A 25,971-nucleotide genomic window follows, 5' to 3' on the forward strand; every position below is an offset into this window, starting at 1 on the left:
GCTAGATAAGTTGTATCGCCCAGATCAGAAGGGCGGTTCGTCGTCGGCCGCGGTGGAACCGGAGGCCGGGGCACTGCCCCACGGATCGTCGGCAGGCTCGTTGGAGCGGGAACCCCCGCCGCCACCGCCGCCGCCGAAACCTCCACCGCCGCCACCACCGCGCGAGGCCTTGTTGACCTTGGCGGTCGCGTACCGCAGAGACGGGCCGATCTCGTCGACCTCAACCTCCATGACGGTGCGCTTCTCGCCCTCGCGGGTTTCGAAGGAGCGCTGCTTGAGCCGGCCAGTGACAATGACACGGGACCCACGGGTCAGGCTCTCGGCCACGTTCTCGGCGGCCTCGCGCCAGATATTGCACCGCAGGAACAGCGCCTCTCCGTCCTTCCACTCCGAACTCTGTCGGTCGAAGATGCGGGGAGTCGACGCCACAGTGAAGTTGGCGACGGCAGCCCCGGACGGTGTGAAGCGCAGTTCTGGATCGGCGGTCAAGTTTCCGACGACCGTGATGGTGGTGTCACCTGCCACGGTTCCTCCTCGTGTCTGTCAGCTGGCGTGGTTAACGGCAGCCTACGGAAGTCAACTGACTTCCGTAGGACCTCAGCGGGCTCCGGTACGCAGGACCTTGGTCCGCAGCACGGACTCGTTGAGGCCCAGCTGGCGATCCAGCTCCGAGACGGTGGCGGGCTCCGCGACCACGTCGATCACCGCGTAGATGCCCTCGGCATGCTTGGCGATCTCGTAGGCAAGACGGCGCTTACCCCAAACCTCCACCTTCGAGACGGTTCCACCGTCACCGCGGATGACGTTCAGAAACGTATCCAGCGATGGAGCTACGGTGCGCTCGTCAAGAGTGGGGTCGAGAATGACCATGATTTCGTACTGACGCATGAGAAACTCATCACCTCCTGTGGTCTAGTGCGGCCACGGCGTATCCGTGGCAGGAGAGTCGCCTGCGTCGGCAACCGGCCAAGGCTACCGCACAGCCCCCTGACCGGCGAAATCAGACAGACGCGCGGGCGATATGCGGTGTGGGCTTACGCGCGCGCAGCCACGACGGCAGCCAGGCCGGAGGATTGTCGGCAACCCCATCGCACGGCCCGCCTGCCGGATCGTCCGTGTCGTCACTATCTGCGCGCACCAGGTCCTCGCTGGGGTGATAGATCTGGCGCAGCACCAAGGCGCACAACCCGATCACCGCGATATCGCGCACCAGCACCGTGCCGGTGAACCACTGCTCGGGCAACCCCTTGTTCTCCAAACCCAGCAGGTAGTACATCCGCGGAACCCAGACCAACGCGTCGACGGTCATCCACGCCAACAGGATTCGGCGATGCGGCAACGCCACCACGGCAAGTGGCACCAGCCACAGCGAGAACTGCGGGCTCCACACCTTGTTGGTGAGCAGGAATACCGCCACCACCAGAAAGGCCAACTGCGCCACACGCGGGCGCCGCGGAGCCGTCAGCGCTACGTATCCGATGCCCAGACAGCAGATCCCGAACAGAACGGCCGATATCGCATTCAGCACGACCGGGGGCTCCCAGAAGCCCAGCGGGCCGTCGAAACCCTGCCATCCCGTGAAGGATTTGACGACGTTGTACAGCGAGTCCATGTCGTCGCCGCGGCGGGTGTTAAGCCGGAAGAACTCCCCCCACCCGCGCGGGAAGAGCATCGCCACCGGCGCGTTCACCACAACCCAACTGGCCAGTGCGGCCGCGGCCGTCTTGGAGAACTCGTGCATCTTGCCGCCGCGCAGGCTCACCAACAGCAGCGGAAACAGCAACAGCACCGGATAGAGCTTGGCGGCCACACCCAGCCCTATCAGCACACCCGCCAGCCACGGTTTCCTGCGAGCCCACGCCCACAATGCCGTCATGCTGAAAGCCGTTGCAAGAGCATCGAAATTCGTGAAGATCTGGAAGATCACGATCGGGGACGCCGCGATCATCACCACATCCCATGGGCGGGTGCGCGGGCTCAATCCCGCGCTGGCCCAGATGGTTACCAGCCACGCGAGCGCCAATCCGAAAGCCACGATGTTGAAGAACATCACCACTTCGGCGACGATGGGCAGCCCCAGTAGATCGCTGGCCTGGGTGTACGTCTTGGCCAGGGCCATCGCGGTGTACTGATACACCCCGGTCACCACCGGATACTCCATGTACCGGACCGCCGGAGTGCCGTCGTACTGAATCTTCTGATGGCCGCCCGAGTCCGTCTCCAGCCAGCTGGACTTGTAGGGGAAGCGCCCCTGATTCAACAGCTCCGCGCCATAGAGCGGCACGGTGTCTGAGTAGCACAACTGGTAGTAGGCCCGGTTGTTGTCCCAATTGGCCACGCGCTGAGCACCATTGCCGGAACCACTCTGCTGCAGGCAGGGTGCCTTACTGGTCCACCCCAGGATGAGGAATCCCAGCGCGATGATGAACACCACCCGCAATGGTGTCCAGAACGGCTGGCGCCCGACCAGGGCGTGCCCGCCCAACGGCCCACCGATCACCTCGGATAGCTCGGCACCCATCGCATCGGTGCGACTGGGGAAGTCGCGATCGTCGGCACTGCGCAGGTCATCGGCGAGCTTCTCGGGAGACACCGTCGCACGGGATTCGGCCGGCACCTGCCTACTGCCCCGGAGGCGGCGGCGCGTCACCCGCCGGTGGCGCCGCCGGGCCCACCGGAATCGTCGTCGGGGGTCCCACCGGAATGGTGATACCCGGTGCGATCTCGATGGTCGGCTGGATGACCGTCACCTCGCCGCCACCGCCCGGCGCGGGCGCCGGCGGACCGTTCGGAGCCGGCGGCGGAGGCACGTAAACCGGCACACCGGCGTATCCGCCGATGGCGCCCGGCTTGGGGAAGGTCTCCTTGGTGGAGCCGTCCAACGCGCCATTCATGGTCTTCTGCCAGATATCCGACGGCAGACCGGAACCGTAAATCGGTCCACCCCAACTGTTTCTGATCGGCTTGCCGTCGTCGGTCCCTATCCACACCGCGGTCGAGAGTGACGGGGTGAAGCCGACCATCCAGGCGTCCTTGTTGTCCTTGGTGTCGCCCAGCTGCGCGGTACCGGTCTTGGCGGCCGACTCTCGTCCGCCCGCCAGGCCATGCCCGCGGGAGTAGGCCGCGATCGGTTTCATCGCCGAGATCGCGTTGTTCGCAACATCATCAGAGAAACGCTTCTCACCCGTGTTGTCGGAAGAACCCGCGTCAAAAAGCACCTGGCCGTCCGCGTTCACAACCTTCTGGATGAAATGTGGCTTGCGGTAGGTCCCGGACGCCGCCAAGGTCGCGTACGCCGAGGCCATGTCGATCACCCGGGTCTGGTACTGGCCCAGTACCACACCGTTATTCGGCGGACCGCCCTGACCATCCTCGGACAACGTGTGCGAGACACCGGGGAAGTTCTCGGCGATACCGGCGGCATGCGCGGCGGTGGCCACATCCTCGGGCCCGTTCTTCAGCTTCAGCATGAGCCGGTAGAAGCTGGTGTTCAGCGAGCGCTTGAGCGCCTCGGCCACCGAACACGTTCCGCACGAAGCGTCCTCGCTGTTCTTGATGGTGATGCCCTGATAGGTCAGCTCCGAGCTGTCCAGCTGGTAACCCAGTCCGATTCCCTGCTGCAGCGCTGCCACCAAGGCGAACACCTTGAACGACGAACCGGTCTGCAGACCTTGCTGCGCGTAGTCCAGACCCTGGGCGTTGGAGCCGCCGTAGTACGCCTTGACCGCACCCGTGCGCGGGTCCACGGACACCACCGCCGTTCGCAGGTCTGCGTTCTCGCCCTGCAAGGTGCTGTTGACCGCGTTCTCGGCGGCCTGCTGCGCCTTGGTGTCGATGGTCGTCGTGATCTGCAGGCCCTCGGTATTCAACGTCTGCTCGTCGATGTTGAACAGATCGGTGAGCTCCGCCATCACCTGACGCTTGATAAGTCCGTTGGGACCGGTGGTCGCGTTCTGGGCAGCAGCCTGCTCAGGCGGCACCGTTGCCGGGTACACCTGCCCGGCGCGATCCTGCGCGGACAGTGCACCGATGGTGACCATGCCGTCGAGCACCCAGTTCCACCGGTTCGTCGACTCCGGCAGATCCACGGCGGGATCCAGGCGCGACGGCCGTTGGATCAGTGCGGCCAGCAACGCGCCCTCGGACACCGTGAGCTGTTCCACGGGCTTGTCGAAGTAGGCCTTCGACGCGGCCGAGATGCCGTAGGCGCCACGTCCGAAATAGATGATGTTGAGGTAGGCCTCCAGCACCTGATCCTTGGACCAGGACTGCGACATCTTGGTGGAGATGACGATCTCCTTGGCCTTACGGGTCAGACCGCCGAGGCCGGCGCGCTGCGCACCCACCATCGCGTTTTTCACGTACTGCTGGGTGATCGTGGAACCGCCCTGGGTATCGCCGCCGAACATGTTGTTCTTGACCGCGCGCAGCAGACCCGAGAAGGAGAAGCCCGGGTTGCCGTAGAAATCGCGGTCCTCGGCGGCCATCACCGCCGCGCGCACGTGCTGGGGCACCTGGTCGATCTTGATGTCGACCCGGTTTCCGTCCGGTGGAACAACTTTGGCCAGTTCGGTGGTGCCGTCGCTGGCCAAGATGGTGGACACCTGACTGGTACGGATATCGCCCGGCTTCGGGATGTCGACCACCGAATACGCCAGTGCGAACGTCGCCAGCGGGATGACGATGGCCAATAACACCAGGGCAATCATCACGCGACGGAAGATTTTCCAGCCGTTGCTCTTTCGCCTACGGCGACGCTGCGGCGGACGCGACGAACCACCCGGCCTGCTGGAGGGGGGCGGCGGCTCATGCCCATTGCCCTCGTCATCACGTTCCAGCGCGGCGCGAGCCGCGGCCACGGCATCCTCATCGCGCCGGTACAGCGGCAGATCCTCGACAGGGTCGAGGATCGACGTCGGCCGATCGTCCATGCTGGGGGTGCGCGGTGAATCCGAGCCGCCGGAAGCTACCGGATTCTGTCCGCCAACCACGCCGCCCTCACCCTGTGGCCTATTCACTGGCCGTCCGGGCACGAGTTGTTCGCTGACGTGGGGTGGTCCCCTTCGGCGCCGGGAGGGCGCCCATGACATACGACTTCACCAAATGATTCCAACTGCAGGTCCGGCATACCTCGACAACGTGCACGGCGAACTCCGAGTACCGAGTCGCCAGCAACACCAGTTCCTCGGCCGTACGGGCCGAACCGGATACCGCGCCCAGATGCTCGCCGAAAACCCACGACACCAGCGTCAGCTGCTCCTTGCGGCAGATCGGGCATACCACCGCACTCGATTTGCCATGGAACTTGGCCGCGCGGAGCAGATACGGGTTCGCGTCGCAGACTTCGGCCACGCCGGTACGCCCGGAATAGACCTCAGCCAGCAGGGATCGCCGCTTGAGCGCGTAATCCACCACCTGTCTCTGCAATCGCACGGTAACCAGAGTACGTCCGATTACGCGCTGGCCGAGCCCGGGCCACACAGACAGCACGTACTTTGCGAAGCCGATCTCTGTCCGCGTTCCGCTCGTTACGATGAGGCGGCTGTCAGGAAGAGGGGGACATATGACATTCCGTCGACTATCACCGGTGCTCGGCGGCTTTGCGGCCTTGACCGTCATCGCCTCCGCGGCCATCAATCCCGCGGCGACCGCGTCCCCACCGGTTGGCACCGGAAAGGTCGTAGGAACGGCGGTCCTGAAGGTGATCGGCGGCGGGACGGCGACCGTCACCTGGAAAGAGAACGACGGCGCGGCCCACGTCGAGAAGGATGTCGCGCTGCCCTGGGAGCACACCATCGACGTCGTCGAAGAGGCGAACTCCGAAGTCCGGGCCAGCGGGGCCGGCGCCACCGGCTGCACGATCACCATGGGCGACATGCTGGTGTCGTTCAAGAGTGAGCCGAATCCGGTCTGCGAGTTCGCGTACTGGGGCTGACGCACCCGGGCCCTGAGGGACCGCGTCGCTCTACGATTCCTCGCATGGCGACCCGTGCCAAGGATTCCGACCGAGACGTCACGTGCAAGGCGCTCGACGCCGCCTTCGGCGACGGCCAGCTCTCCTCGGAGGAGCACCGTCAGCGGATCGCCATCGCCACCAGTGCGCAGACTCTCGGCGAGCTCAACGGCGTGGTCTCCGATCTGCAGATCGCCGCCCTCCCGGCCCAGGTACCCATCCCCCGGCCGCCGCGGCGCCGCTGGCCGGCGATCGTCGTCACCGCCGTCGTCGCTGCCGCCCTCGGAGCCGGGGTGAGTGCCTATGTCACACGGCCGGTGCCACCGGACCCGGGCGCGGCCGCCGACGGCGTCGCTCCCGTCGTGATCGCCCCGACGAAGTTGTTCTCCGTTCCGGGCCTTTCCGGCCTGCTGGACCAGATGCGCGCAAAGTTCGGCGACACCGTCGGCATCGAACTGACCGTCCGCTCCAACAACGCGGCGCTGGTCCGCATCGAATCCACCGATCCGAACCTGCCCATCACGTACCCGTATCAGGGCGGGTTCCGTGACGGCGGTGCGATGCCCGGCACCTGGCGCAACGTGCGGATCGGCGACCTGAGCCGATTCGATCCGGCCAAGATCATTGGGGTTCTTCGCGGAGCACCCGACGCCCTGAACGTGCCCGGCGCCGGCGAGGGCGGAACCGTCATGGTGATCAGACCCAACGACGAGGGCGTCGATATCACCATCACCGTCTCGGAGCGCGACCGCACCGGGCGAATGGTCGTCGCGGGTAACGGCGAGCCCAAAGAGGTCGTGCCCGCATCCTGACCATCAAGATCGCTCTACGATTCCTCGCATGGCGACAGGCATCCGGGCCAAGGACAGCGACCGCAACGACACCTGCAAGCTGCTCGACGACGCACTGAGTGACGGGCAGCTGTCCATGGAGGAGCACCGCGAACGCGTTGCCTCGGCCACCACCGCCTCGACGCTGGGACAGCTCACCTCGCTGGTCTCGGATCTGCAGAACGCCAAAGCGGCCGCCAACATGCCCGTGTTGAAGGGGCCGCAGCGCCCCTGGTGGCGACGGTGGTACGCGCCCGCCGGTGTGGCCGCCGCCCTGGTCCTTGTCGGTGTGCTCATCGGTTGGGGCGCCTACGGAAACACCAGCTCTCCGATGGACTTCACCACCGACCCCGGTGCCAAGCCCGACGGTGTGGCGCCCATTGTGATGACGCCGCCACGTCAACTGATGTCGCTCGGCGGCCTGACAGGGCTCTTTGAGCAGATGCGCCAAAAATTCGGTGACACCACCGGGTACGAGCTGAACATCTACGGGGACTACGCGATTTTGACCCGCCCCGATCCCCACGAACCTCGCCGCACGCTGCGCTACACCTATCAGGGCGGATGGGACCATCCCGACGACTCGTCGGGCAGCCACGCCGACCGCACGGTTGACCTCGCCAAGTTCGACGTCAAGACCATCATCGGCATCATGCGCGGCGCGCCCGAGACTCTGGGCATCAAACAGAGCGAGGTCAAGAACACGTACCTGTTCATCAAGCCGAGCGAGGACAAGACCGCACCGCCGGACACCGTTCAGATCGACATTTCGATCAGCGGTGAGTTTCAGAATGGCTCGATCTACGTCAATCCGGACGGCACCCCCATCCGAACCACGTACCCCTCCGGGAGCTAGATCTTCCCCCGTGTGGCGCCCGCATATATCGCGGCGATACTATGTCCCGATCGGTGCACGAGAGATGCTCCGGCGTCATACACGGTGTGAGGAGGTGACTTCATGTTGGAACTGGCCATCCTCGGCTTGCTGCTTGAGTCACCCATGCACGGCTACGAGCTGCGCAAGCGCCTGACCGGATTGCTCGGAGCATTCCGGGCGTTCTCTTACGGCTCGCTGTACCCGGCCTTGCGCCGCATGCAGGCCGATGGGCTGATTGCAGAAGACTCCGCGCCCGCGGGCACCACGGTGCTACTTCGCGGCAAGCGGGTCTATCAAATGACCGCCGCCGGCCGCGCACGCTTCAGCGAGCTGGTCGCGGACACCGGTCCGCAGAATTACACCGACGACGGCTTCGGTGTGCACCTGGCGTTCTTCAACCGCACCCCGGCCGAGGCCCGGATGCGAATCCTCGAAGGCCGCCGCCGTCAGGTAGAAGAGCGCCGGGAGGGCCTGCGCGAGGCCATCACCCGGGCAAGCAGTTCGTTCGACCGGTACACCAAGCAGCTGCACCAGCTTGGCCTGGAATCCAGTGAACGAGAAGTGAAGTGGCTCAACGACTTGATCGCCGCCGAGCGCACCGCGCAGGCACGAGTCGAGGAGCGTTAGACGTGACACAGCGCACGACCATCGGTAAAGGAGAACCGTCCATGTCCAACACATCATCTGAGGTGCGAGTCGCCATCGTCGGCGTCGGCAACTGCGCATCCTCGCTGGTTCAGGGCGTGCAGTACTACCAGGATGCGGACGAGAACTCCAATGTTCCGGGCCTGATGCACGTCAAGTTCGGCCCGTACCACGTGCGCGACGTGAAGTTCGTCGCCGCGTTCGACGTGGACGCCAAGAAGGTCGGCTTCGACCTCTCCGAGGCGATCTCGGCGTCGGAGAACAACACCATCAAGATCGCCGACGTGCCGCCCACCGATGTCATCGTGCAGCGCGGACCCACCCTGGACGGCATCGGCAAGTACTACGCCGACACCATCGAGGTGTCCGACACCGCTCCAGTCGACGTCGTGAAGGTGCTGAAAGACAACAACGTTGACGTCCTCGTCTCCTACCTTCCGGTGGGTTCGGAAGAGGCCGACAAGTTCTACGCCCAGTGCGCCATCGACGCCAAGGTGGCGTTCGTCAACGCGCTGCCGGTGTTCATCGCCTCGGATCCGGTGTGGGCCAAGAAGTTCGAAGATGCCGGTGTGCCGATCGTGGGCGACGACATCAAGAGCCAGGTGGGCGCCACCATCACCCACCGGGTGATGGCCAAGCTGTTCGAGGACCGCGGTGTCACCCTGGACCGCACCTACCAGCTCAACGTCGGCGGCAACATGGACTTCAAGAACATGCTCGAGCGTGAGCGTCTGGAGTCCAAGAAGGTCTCCAAGACTCAGGCCGTCACCTCGAACCTCAATGGCTCACTGGCCGACAAGGTGTACGACAAGAACGTGCACATCGGTCCGTCCGACTACGTCGCCTGGCTCGATGACCGCAAATGGGCTTACGTGCGCCTGGAAGGCCGCGCCTTCGGCGATGTGCCGCTGAACCTCGAATACAAGCTCGAGGTCTGGGACTCCCCCAACTCGGCCGGCATCATCATCGACGCGGTGCGTGCTGCGAAGATCGCACTCGACCGCGGACTCGGTGGCCCGATTCTTCCGGCCTCGGCCTACCTGATGAAGAGCCCGCCGAAGCAACTCGCCGACGACATCGCGCGCACCCAGCTGGAGCAGTTCATCGAAGGCTGAGCCTGTTTTTTCGTTCTACCCACCGAGGGCACACCGTCAGGTGCGCCCTCGGTGTTATTTGTTGGCCCGCAACCGATTCGCGACTGCGGCTAGCTGGTCGAGCGCAGCAAGGGTCTCGTCCTCGCCCAACGGATCCAGATGAAGGAGCACCCGCTCCACGCCGGCATCCAGATACGCAGCGGCAGCCCGCTCCCCGGACACGCCGCTCACACCGACCGGCAGATCCGCGCGTCCCTGCTCGGTGAACCGGCGGCGCGCCACCCGCACATCCTCGGGGGTAGACGTCGCCGCGTATGGCAACCACCCGTCGCCTAACCGCACCGCGCGTGACTGAGCGGCCCGGCTCGGACCACCCACGTACACCGGAATGGGCGTCCGTGGACGCGGGCTCGCGGCGACGGGCCCGAAATCGAGGTGCTCGCCATGGAATTCCGCTACGTCCTCGGTCCACAGCTGTTTGAGGGCGACCAGCTGTTCGTCGAGTTTCGCACCACGCAGCGTCGGGTCGGTGCCGTGGTTGCGCAGCTCGCCCAGATTCCACCCGACGCCGACTCCCAGCACGGCGCGGCCGCCCGACAGTGTCGCCAGCGTCGCCCAGGCCTTCGCGGTGTGCAACACATCGCGCTGAGGCAACAGCGCGACCCCGGACCCGATCACCAAATGCTCGGTGGCCGCGGCAGCGTAGGCGAGCACCACCGGAAGGTCTCGTATCAACGGAAGCCGCGCCCGGAACTCCGGATCGATGTTATCGGGCGTGTCGACCGGGAAGTAGGAATGGTCGTCGAAGAGCAGCCAGTCGAAGCCGCGCTCCTCGACAGCGCGGGCGAGCACGTCGGGGGCCACGTATCCGTCGGCCGATGAGGTAGAGATACCGAAGCCGGTCATGACCTCCAGGAACCACTCGCACGCCACTGAAATTCCTGGCAACGCGCTGCACGATCTGATTGCGGGGTGCAACATCGACCTACCCGGCTGTAAGGAGAATCCATGGCGACCACGGAATCGTCCAGCGAGGGCGGTCTGCAGCATTCGTTGCAGAAGCGCCACCTGACGATGATCGCGATCGGTGGCGTCATCGGCGCCGGCCTGTTCGTGGGGTCCGGTGCGACGATCAAGGCGGCTGGCCCGGCGGCCTTCCTCACCTATGCCATCACCGGTGTGCTCATCGTGCTGGTGATGCGCATGCTCGGCGAGATGGCCGTCGCGAATCCGTCGACCGGCTCCTTCGCCGACTACAGCCGCCGCGCCCTCGGCGACTGGGCAGGATTCTCTGTCGGCTGGCTCTACTGGTACTTCTGGGTAATCGTCGTGGGGTTCGAGGCAGTCGCCGGCGGCAAGATCGTCCAAGATTGGTGGCCGCACTTTCCGTTGTGGCTGATCGCTCTTGTCCTCATGGTGGCCATGACCGCCACCAACCTCTTCTCAGTGCGGTCCTACGGCGAGTTCGAATACTGGTTCGCCAGTGTGAAAGTACTTGCCATCATTGCATTTCTCGTCCTCGGCACGATGTTCGTACTGGGCTGGTGGCCGGGTAAGCACATGGACTTCTCCAACCTCACCAAGAGCGGGTTCGCTCCCAATGGCACCGGTGCGATCTTCTCCGCCATCGTGGTCGTGGTGTTTTCGATGGTCGGCCCGGAAATCGCGACCATCGCCGCCGCCGAATCCAAGGACCCCGCACGGGCCATCAGCAGGGCCACCAACTCGGTCATCTACCGAATCGGGCTCTTCTTCGTGGGCTCCATCTTCCTCATCGCGGTGATCGTGCCGTGGGATAGCCCGACTTTGGGCACCTCACCCTTCGTCACCGCATTCAAGACCATGGGAATTCCGCACGCCGACAACATCATGCGGATAGTCGTGCTTACCGCCGTGTTGTCCTGTCTCAACTCGGCGATGTACACCGCCTCCCGCATGCTGTTCGTCTTGGCAGGCCGGGGCGAGGCACCGCGCAGCTGGCTGCGCGTCAACTCGCGCGGTGTTCCGGTGCACGCCATCTTGGCGTCCTCATTCATCGGATTCGTCTGCGTGGTGCTGGCATACGTCGCCGAAGACACCGTCTTTCTATTCCTGCTCAACTCCTCGGGCGCGGTAATCCTGTTTGTGTACTTCATGATTGCGATATCGCAGCTGGTACTCAGGCCCCGCACACCCCCAGAGAAGCTGATCGTCAAGATGTGGGGTTATCCGGTGTTGACGATCCTCACCGCCGGTGCGATCGTCGCGATTCTGGTCGCGATGGGCTTTCAGGACGGCACCCGCTCGCAGCTGTGGACCAGCCTGCTGTCCTGGGCGGTGATCCTGCTCGCCTTCGTGGCACTCCGGCTGACCCGGCGCCGCGCACCGCTGCCCGACGAACCGGTTACCCGGTAATCGCCCCGGCCCGCCGGAACAGCTGCAGCGTGAGACCGTGCAGGTAATCACCCACCGCCACAGGCGCTTTCCCGGCGAAGGCGCGGGCGTGCGTGCCCTCCAAGATGATGCCCAACTTGAAACAGGCGAGCACGGTGTACCAGTGGATCGCGCTGAGATCACGGTCCGTGCGTTCCGCGTAGTGCGCGACGAGTTCCTCGGGCGTGGGCAGACCTCCGGCCTGCACGAGTGCTCCACCCAATGAAGCACTGTCGCCATCCGAGGGCCACGTCGCCAACAGCCAGCCCAAGTCCAGCAGCGGGTCACCGATCGTCGACATCTCCCAGTCCACGATGGCGGCGAGCTCAGGACCGTCATTGCGGAACATCATGTTCGCCAGGTGGAAATCACCATGCATGATCCCCGGCTTCCACCGCGACGGCCGGTGCTGCTCAAGCCAATCGGCGACGGATTGCAGACCCGGGATGTCCGGGCCCGGGTACCCCTCGTGCTTGCTGAACGAGTCGAGCTCTTTGAGCCAACGCGGTACCTGACGCTCGAGGAAGCCGTCGGGATTGCCGTACCCGTCCAGTCCCAGCGCCAGATAGTCCAGTGCCCCCAGGGCGGCGATACCGCTGACCGCCTCCAGCCCCATCTGGTGCCGAATCTGCGGACTGCTCGCATGCGGCTCCGGCAAGGTGACCGAGGCATTGAATCCGTCGACCGGCTCCATCAGATAGAAGACCGCGCCGCCCAGCACCGTCTCGTCGGTGCACGCCGCGATGAGCTCGGGCGCGGGAACTCCCTGTCCGCGTAGCGCTCCCAGCAACCGCGACTCTCGGCGGATGACACTGTTACTGGCCTCACGTAGATGCTTCGGGGGCCGACGCAACACATACTCGCGGCCACCCCGGGTGAAGCGCACCATGATGTTCTGCGTGCCGCCCGTGATCGCCGAGACGTCCGCCACCTCACCCGCCGGAAGTCCCTGCTCATCCATCCAGCGCGAAACAATGTCGAAATCAACGCTTTTCGGGTCGACATGCTGAGGAGCCGCCATTACAGATTGCCCACCCGGTGCTCGAGCCGGGCCGCCACATGTGCCCTGGCCTTCTCCGTCAATGCCGGGATGTGACTCGGCGGGAACAGGCCCTCATACGGGGTGTAATCCTTGAGGACTTCCTTGGCGATGGTGACTTTGTGCACCTCGGTGGGGCCGTCGACCAGACCCATCACCTCCGAGTACAGGAACATCTTGGCCAACGGCATCTCTTCGGACACGCCGAGCGAGCCGTGCAGGTGCAGCGCACGCTGGGCGACGTCATGCATCACCTTCGGCATGGCGGCCTTGATGGCCGCGATGTCCTTGCGCACCTTGAGGTAGTCCTGGTGCTTGTCGATCAGCCAGGCGGTCCGAAGCACCAGCAGACGGAATGACTCCATCTCGATCCAGCTGTCGGCGATGCGCTCCTGCGTCATCTGCAACTTGGCGATGGTGCCGCCGCGTGCTTCCCGGCTGATGACACGCTCGCACATCATGTCGAATGCCTTACGCACCTGAGCCACCGTCCGCATCGCGTGATGCACGCGACCACCGCCGAGGCGGGTTTGCGCGATCACGAACGCGGAACCCTCGGCACCCAGCATGTTCTCGGCGGGAATCCGGGCATTGGTGAAGCGGGTGTAGGCCTCGTCCTCGCTGAACCCATGCACGGTGATGTTTCTGACGATCTCCACCCCCGGCGCGTTCGGGTCGACGATGAACATCGACATTCCCTGATACGGGCTGACATCCGGGTTGGTGACGGCCATGACGATCCAGAAGGCGGCGTGCCGCGCCTCGGAGTTGAACCACTTCTCCCCGTTGAGGATCCACTCATCACCGTCACGCACGGCAGTTGTCTTGAACAGCGTCGGATCGGACCCGCCCTGCGGCTCCGTCATGACGTAACAGGACCCGATGTCGCCGTCCATCAGCGGCTGCAGATACTTCGCCTTCTGCGCCTCGGTGCCGTAGTGCGCGAGGATCTCGGCATTGCCGGTGTCGGGAGCCTGACATCCGAAGATCGAGGGAGCCCACACCGAACGGCCCAGAATCTCGTTGAGCAGCGCGAGCTTGAGCTGCCCGAAGCCCGGACCGCCCAGCTCGGGGCCGAGGTGACAGGCCCACAGCCCACGGCGCTTGACCTCCTCCTTGAGCGGTCGCACGTAGTCCATGGCCTCGGTATCGGACTTGTCGTACGGGTTGGGGAACACGTAATCGAGCGGTTCCACCTCGGTGCGGACGAATTCCTCGGCCCAGTCCAGCAGCTCCTGGTATTCGGGGTCGGTCTCGAAATCCCATGCCATGTCAGTTACTTCCTGTCGGTTCGGGTTCAATGGGAAGTTCATGCGGACGATCCGTATGCACGCCGTCCACCACCATGTCGGCGATGCGCTTGGCGATCTGCGCCGGGCTCTTGCCATCGGCGCGGTACCAGACCGCCACCATGTTCAGCATCCCGAGAATCGCGTTGGTGATCAGGTGATCGCTGGTGCGAAACACCCCGGCTTCGTAGCCCTCGTCGAGAACGCGTTGCCAGCAGCGCTGTAACTCGTCACGCATTCCCTGCAACTCCGCGGCCCGCTCGCCGGTCAGCGCGGAACCATCGCGGACCTGGATGGCAACCTGCTTGCGGTACTTGACGATAAGGATGACGTAGGAGCCGATGAGAGTGCGCAGACGCTTGGCGGGCGGGGTGTTCATGCCTGCGATGTGCGCGGCCTCGGTGAGCATTTCGTCGATGTAGCTGCGCAGGATCTCCCAGAGGAGTTCCTCTTTGGACCCGATGTGGTAATACAGCGCGCCACCCCGTACACCGGCCGCAGCGCCGATCTCAGCAACACCGGTCGCGTGAAATCCCTTCTCGGCGAAGAGTTCCGTTGCCACATCCATGATCCGCCGACGGGTCGCCGCGGCATCGCCATCGGCCGCGGGCGGACGGCCCCGACGCGGCTTGGCGCCGGCCTCGGTCACAGGATGCCGCCATCCAGTCGAATCGTCGTTCCCGTGCAGTAGGCCGATGCATCACTTGCCAGATACAGTGCCGCGCCGACGATGTCTTCCGGTTCGCCCACGCGGCGCAACGGAATGCTGGGAATGAGCGCCTCGGCGAATCCTTCCGGCCAGGCCGCCGCGATATCTGTGTTGAAAAGTCCGCATTGAATCGTGTTGGTGCGCACGGTCGGCCCAAAGCTGTGCGAGAGGCCAAGGGTCAGGGCATTCAAACCGGCCTTTGCCGCTGCGTACGGCAACGCGGTGGCGTCGGGCCGCACCGCTTCGATCGAGCTGATGTTGATGATCGAACCGCCGGATCCTGCCGCCATCTTGGTGGCGATCAGGGCCGACAACCGGAACGGTCCCTTCAGATTGACCCCAATGACCTTGTCGAACAATGCTTCCGAGACCTGGTCCAGGCTGGGGTACAACGGGGACAGTCCGGCGTTGTTGACCAGGACGTCCACCCGCCCGAACTCCCGGTACACGGTGTCGACCAGCTCATCGCATTGCTCCCAGGAGCTGACATTGCAGGCCACCGGGAGCGCACGACGACCGTGTTCGGCCTCCACCTGGGCGGCCAGCTCGTTACAGGAGTCGATCTTGCGGCTCGCGATCACCACATCGGCGCCATGCGCGGCGAACGCCTGCACCATCGCCCGGCCCAACCCGCGGCTACCACCGGTGACGACGACGACCTTGTCCTGCCGCATCCAGTCCTCCTTGACTAATGTGGCGATCGATACATTAAAGAAGCGATGCCGATAGCGCAAGAGGCGCAGCCGTGGATCAGCGGGCGAGCTTGTCCAGCAGCAGCGTGAACATCGCCTCGGTCTTGTCATCGTTGGGGTCGAGTCGGCAGAACATCACCGAAGCGACGTAGTTCGCGCGCTGGCGCGCCACCAGACGGCAGGACCACGGTGAACGGTCAGTGGTTCGCGTCCAGTTCACCTCGTCTTGACCGCTGTGCCCGATGCTGAGCGTCCAATTCTCCGCGATGCCGTTCACCGAGGTAACCCCATGTACTCCATCGCATCTGGACATGCGCTGGGCGAATTGCTCGAACTGCTGGCTTGCCGAGGTAGCGGTCTCGAAGACAATCAGCGCTGACCCTATGGTGTGCTGGCGAACCCTTCCGACCGTCTCGGAATACGCCTGGATGCGCGCCGCACCGAAGCTCAGGTACTGCTGCCGCGTGGCCAACGAGTATCCGTATGCACAGTCAGACACCGTGTTGGCCGTCGAGAGCACAGTTTCGACGGCGGGAATAGTCTTGATATCCGGAAGGCCCACTGCCGCACGGATATCCGACGCCGACAGAAGCCGATCTTCAAGGTCGGCCTGCCTGGGCGGCAGCACCGGATACAACTTCTCCGGCCTGGCGGGGGCCGCCGCGTCGCCCTCAACCGCGTGCGTACAGGAGGCCAACAGCGCGGCGGCCGTCAGTAAAACGACTGGTGCCCAGCGCATTACCGTGCCCCCGAGAGTTTTAGCGTCAATCGGTCCAGCACATCGCCCGCCTTGTTATCCGAACCGTGGGTGCAGAACATCGACGATGCCACAAAGTTGGCCCGCTGTCGTGCAGCCATGTAACAGGTCCAGCTCGAGTCGACCACGCTGCGCGTCCACGCCACCTCATCGGCGGTGTCGGCACTGGTGATGCTCAGTTTCCATGAGGAGGGATCGCGCTGTGTGTGCGTGGCGCTCGTGATCGCGTCGCACCTGGCCATCAGACCGTTGAACCGCTGGAACTGTTGTCGAGCCGTGGCGTCGTCGGAGAAGGTCACCACCGCGTTTCCCACCGTATGCAGCCGCGCGACATCGCTCTCCTCCACATACAACTCGATGCGCGCCGCCTCGTGCTTCTCATAGGAAGCGATCTCGGCCAGTGAGTAGCCAGCCGCGCATACGGTGGCGTCGGTAGTCGAGCGGAACATCGCGTCCACTGCCTGCCCCGGCTCTAGCCGTGGCAACTCCGATAGCTCGCGAATCTGCGGCCCCGTAAGCAGCGAGCCGCCGGGAAGCTTGCCGCCGATGGCGTGCAGTTCTGGATAAAGGCCAGCACGCTCGGGCGGCGGGGTCGCGAGTCCGTCGGCTACGCGGGAGCAGCCGCCACAGGCAACCATCACGCAGAACAACACCGCCGCCACCCGCATCACCGCACCCCCTATCCCAGCATCCCCACCCGAGGTTTGCTAGAAGCGAAGCTACACCACCAGTGCCATGCGAGGGTCGGTAAGCAGCGCACCCAGATCCGCGAGGAACTTGGACCCCTGCTCACCGTCCACCAGTCGGTGGTCGAAGGACAGCGCGAGCGTGGTGACGTCGCGGACGGCGAGTTCTCCGTGCACCACCCAGGGGCGTTTGGCAATCGAGCCCAGTGCCAGGATGGCCGCTTCGCCCGGATTGATGATCGGGGTACCCGCATCGACGCCGAACACTCCGATATTGGTCAACGTGAACGTACCGCCGGACATATCGGCGGGCGCGGTCTTTCCCTCGCGTGCGGTAGTCACCAACTGCGCGAATGCGATCGCCAGTTCACGCAGCGACATCCCGCTGGCGTTCTTCACGTTCGGGACCACCAGTCCGCGCTCGGTCGCTGCCGCCACACCGAGATTCACGTAATGCTTGATGACGATCTCGCCGGCTTGCTCATCCCAGGTGGAATTCAGCGAGGGGTGCGACCGCAGAGTCAACAGCACCATCCGCGCGACCAGCGTCATGGGCGTGAGTTTGAGGTCGGGGAACTTCGCCTTCAACTCGGCCAGTAGCTCCATCGTCGCGGTCATATCGACCGTGAGGAACTCGGTGACGTGGGGCGCCGTGAAGGCGCTGCGCACCATGGCGGCGGCCGTGTGCTTGCGGACGCCCGCGATGGGAATCCGCGTCTCCCCGCCCACCGGAGCCACAGACTCAGCCTGCGGAGCGCGCGCGGTGAGACTGCGCGTGTAGGCCTCCACATCCTGCCGGGTGATGCTGCCCCCGATCCCCGTGCCGCTGATCAGGTCGAGGGCCACGCCCAGTTCGGCGGCCAGTTTGCGCACCGACGGTTTCGCGGCGGCTCGCACCGGTTCCGGTGGGGCAACCGGCACTTCGGGTTCGACGAGGGCGAGGGCGGCCGAGCCCGCGCGACGCCGACGGCGGGTCTGGCCCGTCGACTCCGACGGGCCGTAGCCGACCAGGTTGGCGGGCTCGTCGGGTTCGGCACCGGCGACCTCGATCGAGATCAGCGGCGACCCGACCGCGAGGGTCGAGTTCTCCGCCGCCTCCAGGGCCACCACCGTTCCCTCGTACGGCGACGGCAGCTCGACCATCGCCTTCGCGGTCTCCACATCGGCGAGCACCTGGTTGAGCTTCACCGCATCGCCGACCTTCACCTTCCAGGCGATCAGGTCGGCTTCGGTGAGTCCCTCACCGAGGTCCGGAAGCAGAAACTGTTTGACTGCCATGGATTTCGCGCCTCTCCTACGCGGCGATAGCGCGGTCGACGGCGTCCATCACCCGCTCCGCATCGGGCAGGAAGTGGTGCTCCACCTTGTTGGCGGGGTACGGGAGGGCGAAACCACCGACCCGTAGCACCGGCGCCTCCAAGTGGTAGAAGCACCGCTCGGTAATGCGTGCCGCGATCTCGGCGCCCAATCCCATGAACACCGATGCTTCGTGGACCACCACCAGCCGGCCCGTCTTGCGTACCGAGGCCTCCAGCGTCTCGAAGTCGACCGGCGAAAGGGAGCGCAGATCGACGACCTCGATCGACATCCCCTCGGCCGCGGCCATTTCCGCCGCCGCAGTGGCGACGGCGACCATCGGGCCATATGCGGCCACCGTGGCCGCGGTACCAGGCCGGACGATGCGGGCGGACGACAGCGGCAGCAGGTCTCGTGCTTCGGTGTTGACCTCACCCTTCTCCCAGTAGCGCCGCTTGGGCTCGAAGAAGATGACCGGGTCGTCGCACGCCACGGACTGGCGGATCATGTCGTAAGCATCTTGCGGCGATCCACACGCCACCACCCGTAGGCCCGCGGTGTGGGCGAAGTAGGCCTCCGGCGATTCCGAATGGTGCTCCACCGCACCGATTCCACCACCGAACGGGATGCGGATGGTCAGCGGCATGCCCACCGCCCCCTTGGTGCGGTAGTGCAGCTTGGCCACCTGACTCACGATCTGATCGAAAGCCGGATACACGAAGCCGTCGAATTGGATCTCGCACACCGGGCGATATCCACGCATGGCCAAGCCCACCGCCGTGCCGATGATTCCGGATTCGGCCAGCGGCGTGTCGATGACTCGATGGTCACCGAAGTCTTTCTGCAGCCCGTCGGTGACCCGGAAGACGCCGCCGAGCTTGCCCACGTCCTCCCCCATGACGATCACCTTGTCGTCGTCTTCCAGGGATGCACGCAGACCCGCGTTCAGGGCACCGGACATCGTCATTCTGGTCATGATGCGATCCCTTCATCCTCAAAGCCGGCAAGATATTCCAAATAGTCGCGCCGTTCCGCGGCAACAAGCGAATGCGGTTCCGCGTACACGTGGTTGAACATGTCGGCGGCGGTCGGCTCGATGGTGCCGAGACATCCCGCGCGCATTTCGGCAGCCACCGCATCGGCCTTGGCCACAATGCGCTGCTTCTCCGAATCTGTCAGCACCCCACGTCTTTCCAAATACTTTTCCACCCGCGACAGCGGGTCTTTGGCGCGCCACTCCTCAAGCTCGGCGGAATTGCGGTACTTGGTCGGATCATCGGACGTGGTGTGCGGTCCCATCCGGTAGGTGACCGCTTCGACGAGAGTGGGCCCGCTACCCTCCCGCGCGCGCCGCAGCGCCGCACGGGTCACCGCCATCACCGCGAGCACGTCGTTGCCGTCCACCTGGATTCCCGGCACGCCGAATCCGGTGCCGCGCGCGGCCAGCGGCAGATGGCTCTGCACCCGCACCGGCTCACTGATGGCCCATTGGTTGTTCTGGCAGAAGAAGACCACGGGCGCACCGAAACTCGATGCGAAGGCGAAAGCCTCCGACACGTCGCCCTGACTGGTCGCGCCATCGCCGAAGTACGCGATGACCGCGGAGTCCGCACCGTCGAATTTGACACCCATCGCGTATCCGGTGGCGTGCAGCGACTGCGCACCGACGATGATCGCGGGTGCGGTGACATTGTGGTCGCGCGGATTCCAGCCCGACTGCGTTGAGCCGCGCCAGAATTGGAGCATGGCGGTGGGTTCGATACCGCGGCAGTAGGCGACGCCGTGCTCACGAAAACTGGTGAAGGCGAAATCATCGTGTGCCAGCGCACGCGCGGAACCGACCTGAGCGGCCTCCTGACCCAGCAGCGGCGCCCAGAGCGCGAGCTCACCCTGACGCTGCAATGCCGTGGCCTCGGTGTCGATGCGGCGGACCACCACCATGTCCTCATACAGCGCGACAAGCTGCTGGTCGTCGATATCCGCGACCAGCGGCCCATACGCCGGATCCTCGACCCGGTTGCCTTCCGGATCCAGGAGCTGGATGGTTTCCATACCCGCCTCGCTAACCATCTGATGCACTGTCCATGCCTGACCGTCACCGCAGAGGTGTGTCTTGCTTCACAGTGCATCAGATAGTCATACTGCGCAACCGATACGTGTCGCATTGTGCATAGTGCCCAGATTTATGGGTCAATTCTGTGCGATACTGCGCTCTATGACCACTCTGGATGCCACTGATGCGAAGTTGTTACTCGCGCTCACGCAAACACCTCGCGCGTCCGGCGTGGAGCTGGCGCAGCGACTGAATCTGTCCCGCAACACCGTGCAGGCGCGGCTGACCCGCTGGGACCAGCACGAGGCGCTGGCCGGTATCGACCACCAGATCGTGCCGCGCGCGATGGGTTATCCCATGACGGCTTACGTCACCGCACGCATCGACCAACATCAGCTCAAGGGGATTGGCGTGGCGCTAGCCGACGTGCCGGAGGTGGTGCAGGTGCACGGTCTGGCGGGCGCGGACGATCTGATGATCAAGGTGGTGGCCGTCGACAGCGACGATCTATACCGAATCGCCGGGAACATCCTCGACATCCCCGGCATCACTCGTACGTCGATCGCGATTGCCATGCACGAGCTGGTGGCATTCCGGATGACGCCACTGCTGCGGCGCCTCGCCGGACAAGACTGAGCGCTCAGCCCAGCCAGTCCAGAACCGCTGCAGCCGTCCAGGATTGCTGCATGCTGCCCAGCGGCGCACCGGTGAACGGTTCGTAGTACTCGGCGAAGGAGCCGTCGCCCGCCTGCCGTAAACCCTCCTGCCGGAGCAGGAACGCCCGTTCACTCCATCCACGCCGCTCGAACGCCCAACAGAACAGCCAGGTGAGCACCGGCCACACCGGGCCCCGCCAATACTCGCGCGGACGAAAGTCCCGGGATACCGGCGACGTCGACGGCACCAGTGCGTACCGCAGATCCGGGTGGCCGCAGAAACGTGGTCCTTCCAGCAGCCGCAGCAGCGCCAATTCCTGCGCACGCGGCAGCCCTCCGGATAGCAGCGGTGCGAACATGGCCACCGTGTCGGTCGCCACCCACTTGCCGGTCTTGACGTCGAAATCCCTTGCGGAACCGCTACGTTCTTCTGTGGTGTCGATTACCCCGGCACGGAACCGCTCGGCCCAGCCGTGCAGTTCACGCACATCGGCTCGCGGGCGCGCGTGCTCCTCACCAATGGTGGCCAGTACCTCGCAGGCCACCGCGAAGATTGCCGAGACGAACACGTCTTCCATGACGAAGCTCATGACGTCCGGCAGCCGGGCATCGTCGTACCCCACCGACTTCATCTCTTCCAGCAGCCACAGATAGACGTCATACTCGGCATCCTTGGGGCGCTGCGAGGCGTCGGTGATGATTGCGGTGTCCTCCCGCACATACGGCGGTAGCTCTCCGGGAACAACATTGGCGTACGCGCCATCCCAGCGCGGCGAGTTGTCCATTCCCGATTCCCACCCGTGATAGAGGGTGATGCGCCCGTGCTGGTTCTGATCGCGGGACTCGGCGAGCCATCGATGCCACCGCATCAGGTCTGCCCAGCGCCGGTCCAGGAAGGCTTCCGCGATGCCGCGCGCACTCCGGCCACGGCGGCGCGCATGATCCAAGATGCGCTGCACCGCTATGGCATGCACCGGTGGCTGGGTGATGCCCGATGTCTGGTAATTCGACGGCGCGTTCACCGCCAGTTCCGAGGTGCGCCAGCGCGCGGGCCCGGGAAAGTAGCCGTCGACCCCGTTCGCGAAGACGATGTGCGGGATCATCCCGTTGGCCCATTGCGCGGAAAGCAGGGTGTCCAATTCGGTGACGGCGCGTTCGACGCTCAGCGGCGCCAGGCCGACCGCCACGAAAGCCGCGTCCCAGCTCCACATATGTGGGTACAACTTGGGGGCGGCACTGGTCATCGTCCCCCTGTCATTTCCCCTCAGCAGGTATGCCGCACGTGCGGCCAACTGCGTGGGGGTGAACATCGGGTGGGACGGCATTCGTCCATTGTGCGGCGTACCCGGCCATTCCCTCTCGCCGAAAGTCGACTTTTGGTGTGAAAGTGCGACTGGACGCCGCCAAAAGTCGACATTCGCCGGGAGGCGGCTAGCCTGGCGCGCATGCCCCTCGCTCTCATCACCGGCGCAAGCGGCGGTCTCGGTGCTGCCATCGCGCGTGCCCTGGCCCCCACCCATGCACTCCTGCTGGGAGGCCGCCCGTCCACGCGGCTGGACGCACTGGCCGGTGAACTGCAGGCCACAGCATGGCCGGTGGACCTGGGCGATGAGAGCGCGTTGCTGGCGGCCACCGCCGGCATCGACGAACTCGATGTACTGGTGCACAACGCCGGGGTGTCCTATCCGGCGACGATCGCCGATTCGCAGTTGGCGGACTGGCGTAAGACCTTTGATGTCAACGTCTTAGCGCCGGTGGCACTGACCAAGGCCCTGCTTCCCGCTCTACGCGCGGCACAGGGCGACGTGGTGTTCGTGAACTCCGGAGCGGGAATCAACGCGCACCCCGGCATCGGCTCGTACTCGGCGAGCAAGTTCGCATTGCGCGGCGTGGCCGATGTGCTGCGGGCGGAGGAGCCGCTGCTGCGGGTGACCTCGGTGCATCCCGGCCGGATCAGCACCCCGATGCAGCAGGAACTCACCGAACATGAAGGGCGCGTCTACAACCCGGATGAGTACATGCGTCCCGAGTCTGTCGCACAGTTGATCGTCGATGCCGTGCGGCTGCCGCGCGACGCGCGTGTGCACCAAATTGTGGTGCGGCAGAACTAGACGACCAGATTCACCATGCGCCCGGGCACCACGATGACCTTCTTCGGGGCAACGCCCGCCAGGAACTCCAGCACCTTCTCCTCGGCAAGGGCCGCCGCCTCGATATCGGCCGCCGGTGCGTCGGCAGCCACCGTGATCCGGCCGCGCACCTTGCCGTTGACCTGAATCGGGTATTCGACGGTGTCGGCCACCAGCCATCGCTCATCGAATCCCGGGAAGGGGCCGTGCGCCAAGGTCTCATCGCGTCCGAGCTGGCTCCACAGCTCCTCGGCCAGGTGCGGCGCCAGCGGAGCCAGCAACAGCACCAGCGGTTCCACCGCCGCACGCGGGGCACCCTCCGGGTACTCCTTGGTGAGGTGGTTGGTGTACTCGATCAACTTGGCTGCTGCGGTGTTATTGCGCAGAGCCGCGTAGTCTTCGGTGACTCCGGCGATCGTCTTATGCAACGCCCGTAGGGTGTCCTCGCTCGTCAGGTCGCCTTCGGTGACCCGGATCTTGCCGGTCTCCTCGTCGACCACCACGCGCCACACCCGCTGCAGGAACCGGTGCGCACCAACGACATCCTTTGTTGCCCACGGCCGCGACAACTCCAGTGGACCCATCGACATCTCGTACACCCGCAGGGTGTCCGCACCGTAGTTGTCACAGATGTCGTCCGGCGAGATCGAGTTCTTGAGGCTCTTACCGATCTTGCCGAACTCCTGCTTCACCTCGACTTTCCCGTCGGGACCGGGCCAGAAGAACGTTCCGTTCTCCTCGACCACCTCGGCGGCGGGCACGTACATTCCGCGCGCATCCGTGTAGGCGTACGCCTGGATGTAGCCCTGGTTGAGCAGCCGCCGGTACGGCTCGCGGGAGCTGACATGTCCGAGGTCGTAAAGGACCTTGTGCCAGAACCTCGAGTAGAGCAGGTGCAGTACGGCGTGCTCCATGCCGCCGACATACAAGTCAACGCCCCCGGGATCGTCCGGGCCGTGCTCGGCCGGGCGCGGCCCCAGCCAGTAGGCCTCGTTCTCCTTGTCGCAGAACGCCTCCGCATTATCCGGGTCCGCGTAGCGCAGCTCGTACCACGAGCTGCCCGCCCACTGCGGCATCACGTTGGTGTCGCGCGTGTACTGCTTGAGTCCGTCGCCCAGATCCAGCTCAACGTTGACCCAGTCGGTGGCCTTCGACAGCGGCGGCGACGGCACGCTCGATGCGTCGTCGGGATCGAAGGACACCGGTGCGTAGTCCTCGACCTCCGGCAGCTCGACGGGCAGCGCACCCTCACCCAGCGCGCGTGGTCGCCCGTCCTCGCCGTAGACGATTGGGAACGGCTCGCCCCAATAGCGCTGGCGTGCGAAAAGCCAATCGCGAAGCTTGTATTCGATGCGCGGTTCGCCGCGGCCGTCCTGCACCAGCCGGCGCGTCACCTCCGCCTTGGCAGCGGCGACATCCAGCCCATTCAGGTAATCGGAGTTCACCAGCGGACCGTCGCCCGTGTACGCGGACTCGGTGATATCGCCGCCGGAAATGACTTGCTGCACAGGCAAACCGAACGCATGCGCGAAGTCCCAGTCACGCTGGTCGTGGCCGGGCACCGCCATGATGGCCCCGGTGCCGTAACCGAACAGCACGTAGTCGGCAATGAAGACCGGCACCGGCTTACCGCTCACCGGGTTGGTGGCGTAAGCGCCGGTGAATACGCCGGTCTTTTCTTTGTTCTCTTGACGTTCCAGGTCGCTCTTGGCGGCGATGGAGCGGCGATACTGCTCGATCGCCGCGCGCGGCGAATCCTGCCCGCCGGTCCAGCGCGCGTCCGTTCCCTCCGGCCAGGTGTCACCCGTCAGGCTGTCCACCAATGGATGCTCGGGTGCCAACACCATGTAGGTGGCGCCGAAGAGCGTGTCGGGCCGGGTGGTGAACACCTCGATATCGCCCACACCGGCGACGGCGAACAACACCGATGCACCCTGCGATCGACCGATCCAGTTGCGCTGCATGGTCTTGACCTTGTCGGGCCAGTCCAGGAATTCAAGATCGTCGATCAGCCTGTCGGAGTACGCGGTGATCCGCATCATCCACTGCCGCAACCGCTTACGGAAGACCGGGAAGTTACCGCGCTCGCTGCGACCGTCCGAGGTAACCTCCTCGTTGGCCAGTACGGTACCCAGTCCCGGGCACCAGTTGACCACCGAATCCGATTGGTATACCAGGCGATACGAGTCGACCAGATCGGCGCGCGCGCCGTCGCTCAGCTCGCCCCATACCGTGCCGTCGGCCGGCGTACGCGCACCGGAATCGAACTCGGCCACCAGCTCGTCGATCCGGCGAGCACGCTGGGCCTCGACGTCGTACCAGGCGTTGTAGATCTGCAGAAAAATCCACTGTGTCCACTTGTAGAAGTCGACGTCGGTGGTCGAGAAACTGCGGCGCGAGTCGTGGCCCAATCCGAGTCGGCCAAGCTGACGCTTGTAGTTGACGATGTTGGCCTCGGTACGGACCCGCGGGTGGGTACCGGTCTGCACCGCGTACTGCTCGGCCGGCAGACCGAACGCGTCGAACCCGAGCGCGTGCAGCACGTTGGCGCCACGCATCCGGTGGAAGCGGGCATATACGTCCGTCGCAATATAGCCCAGCGGATGTCCGACGTGCAGCCCATCACCCGAGGGATACGGGAACATGTCCTGCACAAACATCTTGTCAGCGGGAATCGGCGTGCCATCGGCCGGTGCGAGTGAGCCCACCGGATTGGGTACGTGGAACGTGCCGCGGTCGGCCCAGCTCTGTTGCCAACGACGCTCGATCTGCCCGGCGAGCTGCGCGGTGTAGCGATGCTCGGGGGTATCGGTGGCGTCTTGCTGGGCTTCAGTCACGCATCAAGGGTAAATGC

At 64.8% G+C, this 25,971-nt stretch carries 25 protein-coding genes; 8 read left to right on the forward strand and 17 right to left on the reverse strand.

The genetic code is table 11. The features are described 5' to 3' along the window. Positions 1-24: 24 nt before the first annotated feature. The 5 genes from AOT87_RS26785 to AOT87_RS26805 form a co-directional block, all read right to left on the reverse strand. A complete protein-coding gene (locus AOT87_RS26785; RefSeq protein ID WP_030097639.1) occupies positions 25-525 on the reverse strand; it encodes a single-stranded DNA-binding protein in 501 nt (166 codons plus the stop codon). Positions 526-597: 72 nt separating this feature from the next. Then, complete coding sequence (gene rpsF, locus AOT87_RS26790; RefSeq protein ID WP_030097640.1) at positions 598-888, reverse strand: 30S ribosomal protein S6; 291 nt, start codon at positions 886-888, stop codon at positions 598-600. Between the two features lie 112 nt (positions 889-1,000). Then, positions 1,001-2,593, reverse strand: a complete 1,593-nt coding sequence (locus AOT87_RS26795; RefSeq protein WP_057968883.1) for a glycosyltransferase family 87 protein — start codon at positions 2,591-2,593, stop codon at positions 1,001-1,003. Between the two features lie 28 nt (positions 2,594-2,621). After that, on the reverse strand, positions 2,622-4,991 hold the full coding sequence (locus tag AOT87_RS26800) for a transglycosylase domain-containing protein (RefSeq protein WP_057968852.1): 2,370 nt from the start codon (positions 4,989-4,991) through the stop codon (positions 2,622-2,624). A 19-nt stretch (positions 4,992-5,010) separates the two neighbouring features. Continuing rightward, positions 5,011-5,433 (reverse strand): DUF5318 family protein, encoded by a 423-nt coding sequence (locus AOT87_RS26805; RefSeq protein WP_046256144.1) that lies wholly within the window; start codon positions 5,431-5,433, stop codon positions 5,011-5,013. Positions 5,434-5,563: 130 nt separating this feature from the next. On the opposite strand from AOT87_RS26805, the gene AOT87_RS26810 reads away from it, so the two are divergent. The 5 genes from AOT87_RS26810 to AOT87_RS26830 all read left to right on the forward strand — a co-directional run bounded on the left by AOT87_RS26810 (position 5,564) and on the right by AOT87_RS26830 (position 9,420). After that, positions 5,564-5,935, forward strand: coding sequence for a hypothetical protein (locus AOT87_RS26810; RefSeq protein WP_057968853.1), 372 nt, complete (start codon positions 5,564-5,566; stop codon positions 5,933-5,935). 44 nt (positions 5,936-5,979) lie between these two features. Beyond that, positions 5,980-6,765: a DUF1707 domain-containing protein gene (locus tag AOT87_RS26815; RefSeq protein ID WP_057968854.1), complete on the forward strand. Its 786-nt coding sequence runs from the start codon at positions 5,980-5,982 to the stop codon at positions 6,763-6,765. Between the two features lie 28 nt (positions 6,766-6,793). Next, entirely contained in the window at positions 6,794-7,639 is an 846-nt protein-coding gene (locus AOT87_RS26820) for a DUF1707 domain-containing protein (protein ID WP_057968855.1), read from the forward strand. A 102-nt stretch (positions 7,640-7,741) separates the two neighbouring features. Continuing rightward, positions 7,742-8,287, forward strand: a complete 546-nt coding sequence (locus AOT87_RS26825; protein WP_030097647.1) for a PadR family transcriptional regulator — start codon at positions 7,742-7,744, stop codon at positions 8,285-8,287. A 41-nt stretch (positions 8,288-8,328) separates the two neighbouring features. Further along, the gene (locus AOT87_RS26830; protein ID WP_057968884.1) at positions 8,329-9,420 is read left to right on the forward strand and encodes an inositol-3-phosphate synthase; all 1,092 of its coding nucleotides are present in this window, start codon (positions 8,329-8,331) and stop codon (positions 9,418-9,420) included. A gap of 54 nt (positions 9,421-9,474) precedes the next feature. Here AOT87_RS26830 and AOT87_RS26835 read toward each other — a convergent pair whose 3' ends face one another. Beyond that, a complete protein-coding gene (locus tag AOT87_RS26835; protein WP_057968885.1) occupies positions 9,475-10,305 on the reverse strand; it encodes an LLM class F420-dependent oxidoreductase in 831 nt (276 codons plus the stop codon). Between the two features lie 102 nt (positions 10,306-10,407). Here AOT87_RS26835 and AOT87_RS26840 point away from each other — a divergent pair, with 102 nt between their 5' ends. Then, positions 10,408-11,793: an amino acid permease gene (locus AOT87_RS26840; protein ID WP_081343257.1), complete on the forward strand. Its 1,386-nt coding sequence runs from the start codon at positions 10,408-10,410 to the stop codon at positions 11,791-11,793. Here AOT87_RS26840 and AOT87_RS26845 read toward each other — a convergent pair. The 9 genes from AOT87_RS26845 to pdhA all read right to left on the reverse strand — a co-directional run bounded on the left by AOT87_RS26845 (position 11,783) and on the right by pdhA (position 20,331). Then, the gene (locus AOT87_RS26845) at positions 11,783-12,832 is read right to left on the reverse strand and encodes a phosphotransferase family protein (protein WP_057968856.1); all 1,050 of its coding nucleotides are present in this window, start codon (positions 12,830-12,832) and stop codon (positions 11,783-11,785) included. The two genes, AOT87_RS26840 and AOT87_RS26845, sit on opposite strands and share 11 nt — an antisense overlap. After that, on the reverse strand, positions 12,832-14,121 hold the full coding sequence (locus AOT87_RS26850) for an acyl-CoA dehydrogenase family protein (protein WP_057968857.1): 1,290 nt from the start codon (positions 14,119-14,121) through the stop codon (positions 12,832-12,834). Before AOT87_RS26850 ends, AOT87_RS26845 begins: the two co-directional genes overlap by 1 nt. Before the next feature lies 1 nt (position 14,122). Continuing rightward, positions 14,123-14,788 (reverse strand): TetR/AcrR family transcriptional regulator, encoded by a 666-nt coding sequence (locus AOT87_RS26855; RefSeq protein ID WP_057968858.1) that lies wholly within the window; start codon positions 14,786-14,788, stop codon positions 14,123-14,125. Further along, on the reverse strand, positions 14,785-15,522 hold the full coding sequence (locus AOT87_RS26860; RefSeq protein ID WP_057968859.1) for a glucose 1-dehydrogenase: 738 nt from the start codon (positions 15,520-15,522) through the stop codon (positions 14,785-14,787). Before AOT87_RS26860 ends, AOT87_RS26855 begins: the two co-directional genes overlap by 4 nt. 76 nt (positions 15,523-15,598) lie before the next feature. Next, the gene (locus AOT87_RS26865; RefSeq protein ID WP_057968860.1) at positions 15,599-16,279 is read right to left on the reverse strand and encodes a sensor domain-containing protein; all 681 of its coding nucleotides are present in this window, start codon (positions 16,277-16,279) and stop codon (positions 15,599-15,601) included. Next, the gene (locus AOT87_RS26870) at positions 16,279-16,965 is read right to left on the reverse strand and encodes a sensor domain-containing protein (protein WP_057968861.1); all 687 of its coding nucleotides are present in this window, start codon (positions 16,963-16,965) and stop codon (positions 16,279-16,281) included. Before AOT87_RS26870 ends, AOT87_RS26865 begins: the two co-directional genes overlap by 1 nt. Positions 16,966-17,016: 51 nt before the next feature. Beyond that, positions 17,017-18,261 carry a dihydrolipoamide acetyltransferase family protein gene (locus tag AOT87_RS26875; RefSeq protein ID WP_057968862.1) on the reverse strand — a complete coding sequence of 415 codons (1,245 nt, stop codon included), beginning with the start codon at positions 18,259-18,261 and terminating at the stop codon, positions 17,017-17,019. Positions 18,262-18,277: 16 nt separating this feature from the next. Continuing rightward, on the reverse strand, positions 18,278-19,240 hold the full coding sequence (locus AOT87_RS26880; protein WP_196326598.1) for an alpha-ketoacid dehydrogenase subunit beta: 963 nt from the start codon (positions 19,238-19,240) through the stop codon (positions 18,278-18,280). An 11-nt stretch (positions 19,241-19,251) separates the two neighbouring features. After that, positions 19,252-20,331 carry a pyruvate dehydrogenase (acetyl-transferring) E1 component subunit alpha gene (pdhA, locus tag AOT87_RS26885; protein WP_057968864.1) on the reverse strand — a complete coding sequence of 360 codons (1,080 nt, stop codon included), beginning with the start codon at positions 20,329-20,331 and terminating at the stop codon, positions 19,252-19,254. Positions 20,332-20,494: 163 nt separating this feature from the next. Between pdhA and AOT87_RS26890 the strand changes: the two genes are divergently transcribed. Next, positions 20,495-20,968, forward strand: coding sequence for an Lrp/AsnC family transcriptional regulator (locus AOT87_RS26890; RefSeq protein ID WP_030097660.1), 474 nt, complete (start codon positions 20,495-20,497; stop codon positions 20,966-20,968). Positions 20,969-20,972: 4 nt separating this feature from the next. Here AOT87_RS26890 and AOT87_RS26895 read toward each other — a convergent pair whose 3' ends face one another. Beyond that, a complete protein-coding gene (locus AOT87_RS26895) occupies positions 20,973-22,313 on the reverse strand; it encodes a hypothetical protein (RefSeq protein ID WP_057968865.1) in 1,341 nt (446 codons plus the stop codon). A gap of 120 nt (positions 22,314-22,433) precedes the next feature. Here AOT87_RS26895 and AOT87_RS26900 point away from each other — a divergent pair, with 120 nt between their 5' ends. Next, positions 22,434-23,099: an SDR family oxidoreductase gene (locus AOT87_RS26900; protein ID WP_030097662.1), complete on the forward strand. Its 666-nt coding sequence runs from the start codon at positions 22,434-22,436 to the stop codon at positions 23,097-23,099. On the opposite strand, the gene leuS is transcribed toward AOT87_RS26900, so the two are convergent. Further along, complete coding sequence (gene leuS, locus AOT87_RS26905) at positions 23,096-25,954, reverse strand: leucine--tRNA ligase (protein ID WP_057968866.1); 2,859 nt, start codon at positions 25,952-25,954, stop codon at positions 23,096-23,098. The two genes, AOT87_RS26900 and leuS, sit on opposite strands and share 4 nt — an antisense overlap. Positions 25,955-25,971 lie beyond the last annotated feature (17 nt).

It is taken from the genome of Mycobacteroides sp. H003, from assembly GCF_001440135.1.
Lineage (GTDB): Bacteria > Actinomycetota > Actinomycetes > Mycobacteriales > Mycobacteriaceae > Mycobacterium > Mycobacterium gwanakae.

Excerpts from the sequence above, each read along its gene's own strand:
- pdhA (WP_057968864.1), bottom strand. The coding sequence starts at position 20,331 with ATGGAAACCATCCAGCTCCTGGATCCGGAAGGCAACCGGGTCGAGGAT.
- AOT87_RS26840 (WP_081343257.1), top strand. The coding sequence starts at position 10,408 with ATGGCGACCACGGAATCGTCCAGCGAGGGCGGTCTGCAGCATTCGTTG.
- AOT87_RS26870 (WP_057968861.1), bottom strand. The coding sequence starts at position 16,965 with ATGCGGGTGGCGGCGGTGTTGTTCTGCGTGATGGTTGCCTGTGGCGGC.
- AOT87_RS26815 (WP_057968854.1), top strand. The coding sequence starts at position 5,980 with ATGGCGACCCGTGCCAAGGATTCCGACCGAGACGTCACGTGCAAGGCG.
- AOT87_RS26860 (WP_057968859.1), bottom strand. The coding sequence starts at position 15,522 with ATGCGGCAGGACAAGGTCGTCGTCGTCACCGGTGGTAGCCGCGGGTTG.
- AOT87_RS26900 (WP_030097662.1), top strand. The coding sequence starts at position 22,434 with ATGCCCCTCGCTCTCATCACCGGCGCAAGCGGCGGTCTCGGTGCTGCC.
- AOT87_RS26810 (WP_057968853.1), top strand. The coding sequence starts at position 5,564 with ATGACATTCCGTCGACTATCACCGGTGCTCGGCGGCTTTGCGGCCTTG.
- AOT87_RS26850 (WP_057968857.1), bottom strand. The coding sequence starts at position 14,121 with ATGGCATGGGATTTCGAGACCGACCCCGAATACCAGGAGCTGCTGGAC.
- AOT87_RS26880 (WP_196326598.1), bottom strand. The coding sequence starts at position 19,240 with ATGTCCGGTGCCCTGAACGCGGGTCTGCGTGCATCCCTGGAAGACGAC.
- AOT87_RS26895 (WP_057968865.1), bottom strand. The coding sequence starts at position 22,313 with ATGCCGTCCCACCCGATGTTCACCCCCACGCAGTTGGCCGCACGTGCG.
- AOT87_RS26875 (WP_057968862.1), bottom strand. The coding sequence starts at position 18,261 with ATGGCAGTCAAACAGTTTCTGCTTCCGGACCTCGGTGAGGGACTCACC.
- AOT87_RS26845 (WP_057968856.1), bottom strand. The coding sequence starts at position 12,832 with ATGGCGGCTCCTCAGCATGTCGACCCGAAAAGCGTTGATTTCGACATT.
- AOT87_RS26820 (WP_057968855.1), top strand. The coding sequence starts at position 6,794 with ATGGCGACAGGCATCCGGGCCAAGGACAGCGACCGCAACGACACCTGC.
- rpsF (WP_030097640.1), bottom strand. The coding sequence starts at position 888 with ATGCGTCAGTACGAAATCATGGTCATTCTCGACCCCACTCTTGACGAG.
- AOT87_RS26835 (WP_057968885.1), bottom strand. The coding sequence starts at position 10,305 with ATGACCGGCTTCGGTATCTCTACCTCATCGGCCGACGGATACGTGGCC.
- AOT87_RS26825 (WP_030097647.1), top strand. The coding sequence starts at position 7,742 with ATGTTGGAACTGGCCATCCTCGGCTTGCTGCTTGAGTCACCCATGCAC.
- AOT87_RS26830 (WP_057968884.1), top strand. The coding sequence starts at position 8,329 with ATGTCCAACACATCATCTGAGGTGCGAGTCGCCATCGTCGGCGTCGGC.
- AOT87_RS26890 (WP_030097660.1), top strand. The coding sequence starts at position 20,495 with ATGACCACTCTGGATGCCACTGATGCGAAGTTGTTACTCGCGCTCACG.
- AOT87_RS26865 (WP_057968860.1), bottom strand. The coding sequence starts at position 16,279 with ATGCGCTGGGCACCAGTCGTTTTACTGACGGCCGCCGCGCTGTTGGCC.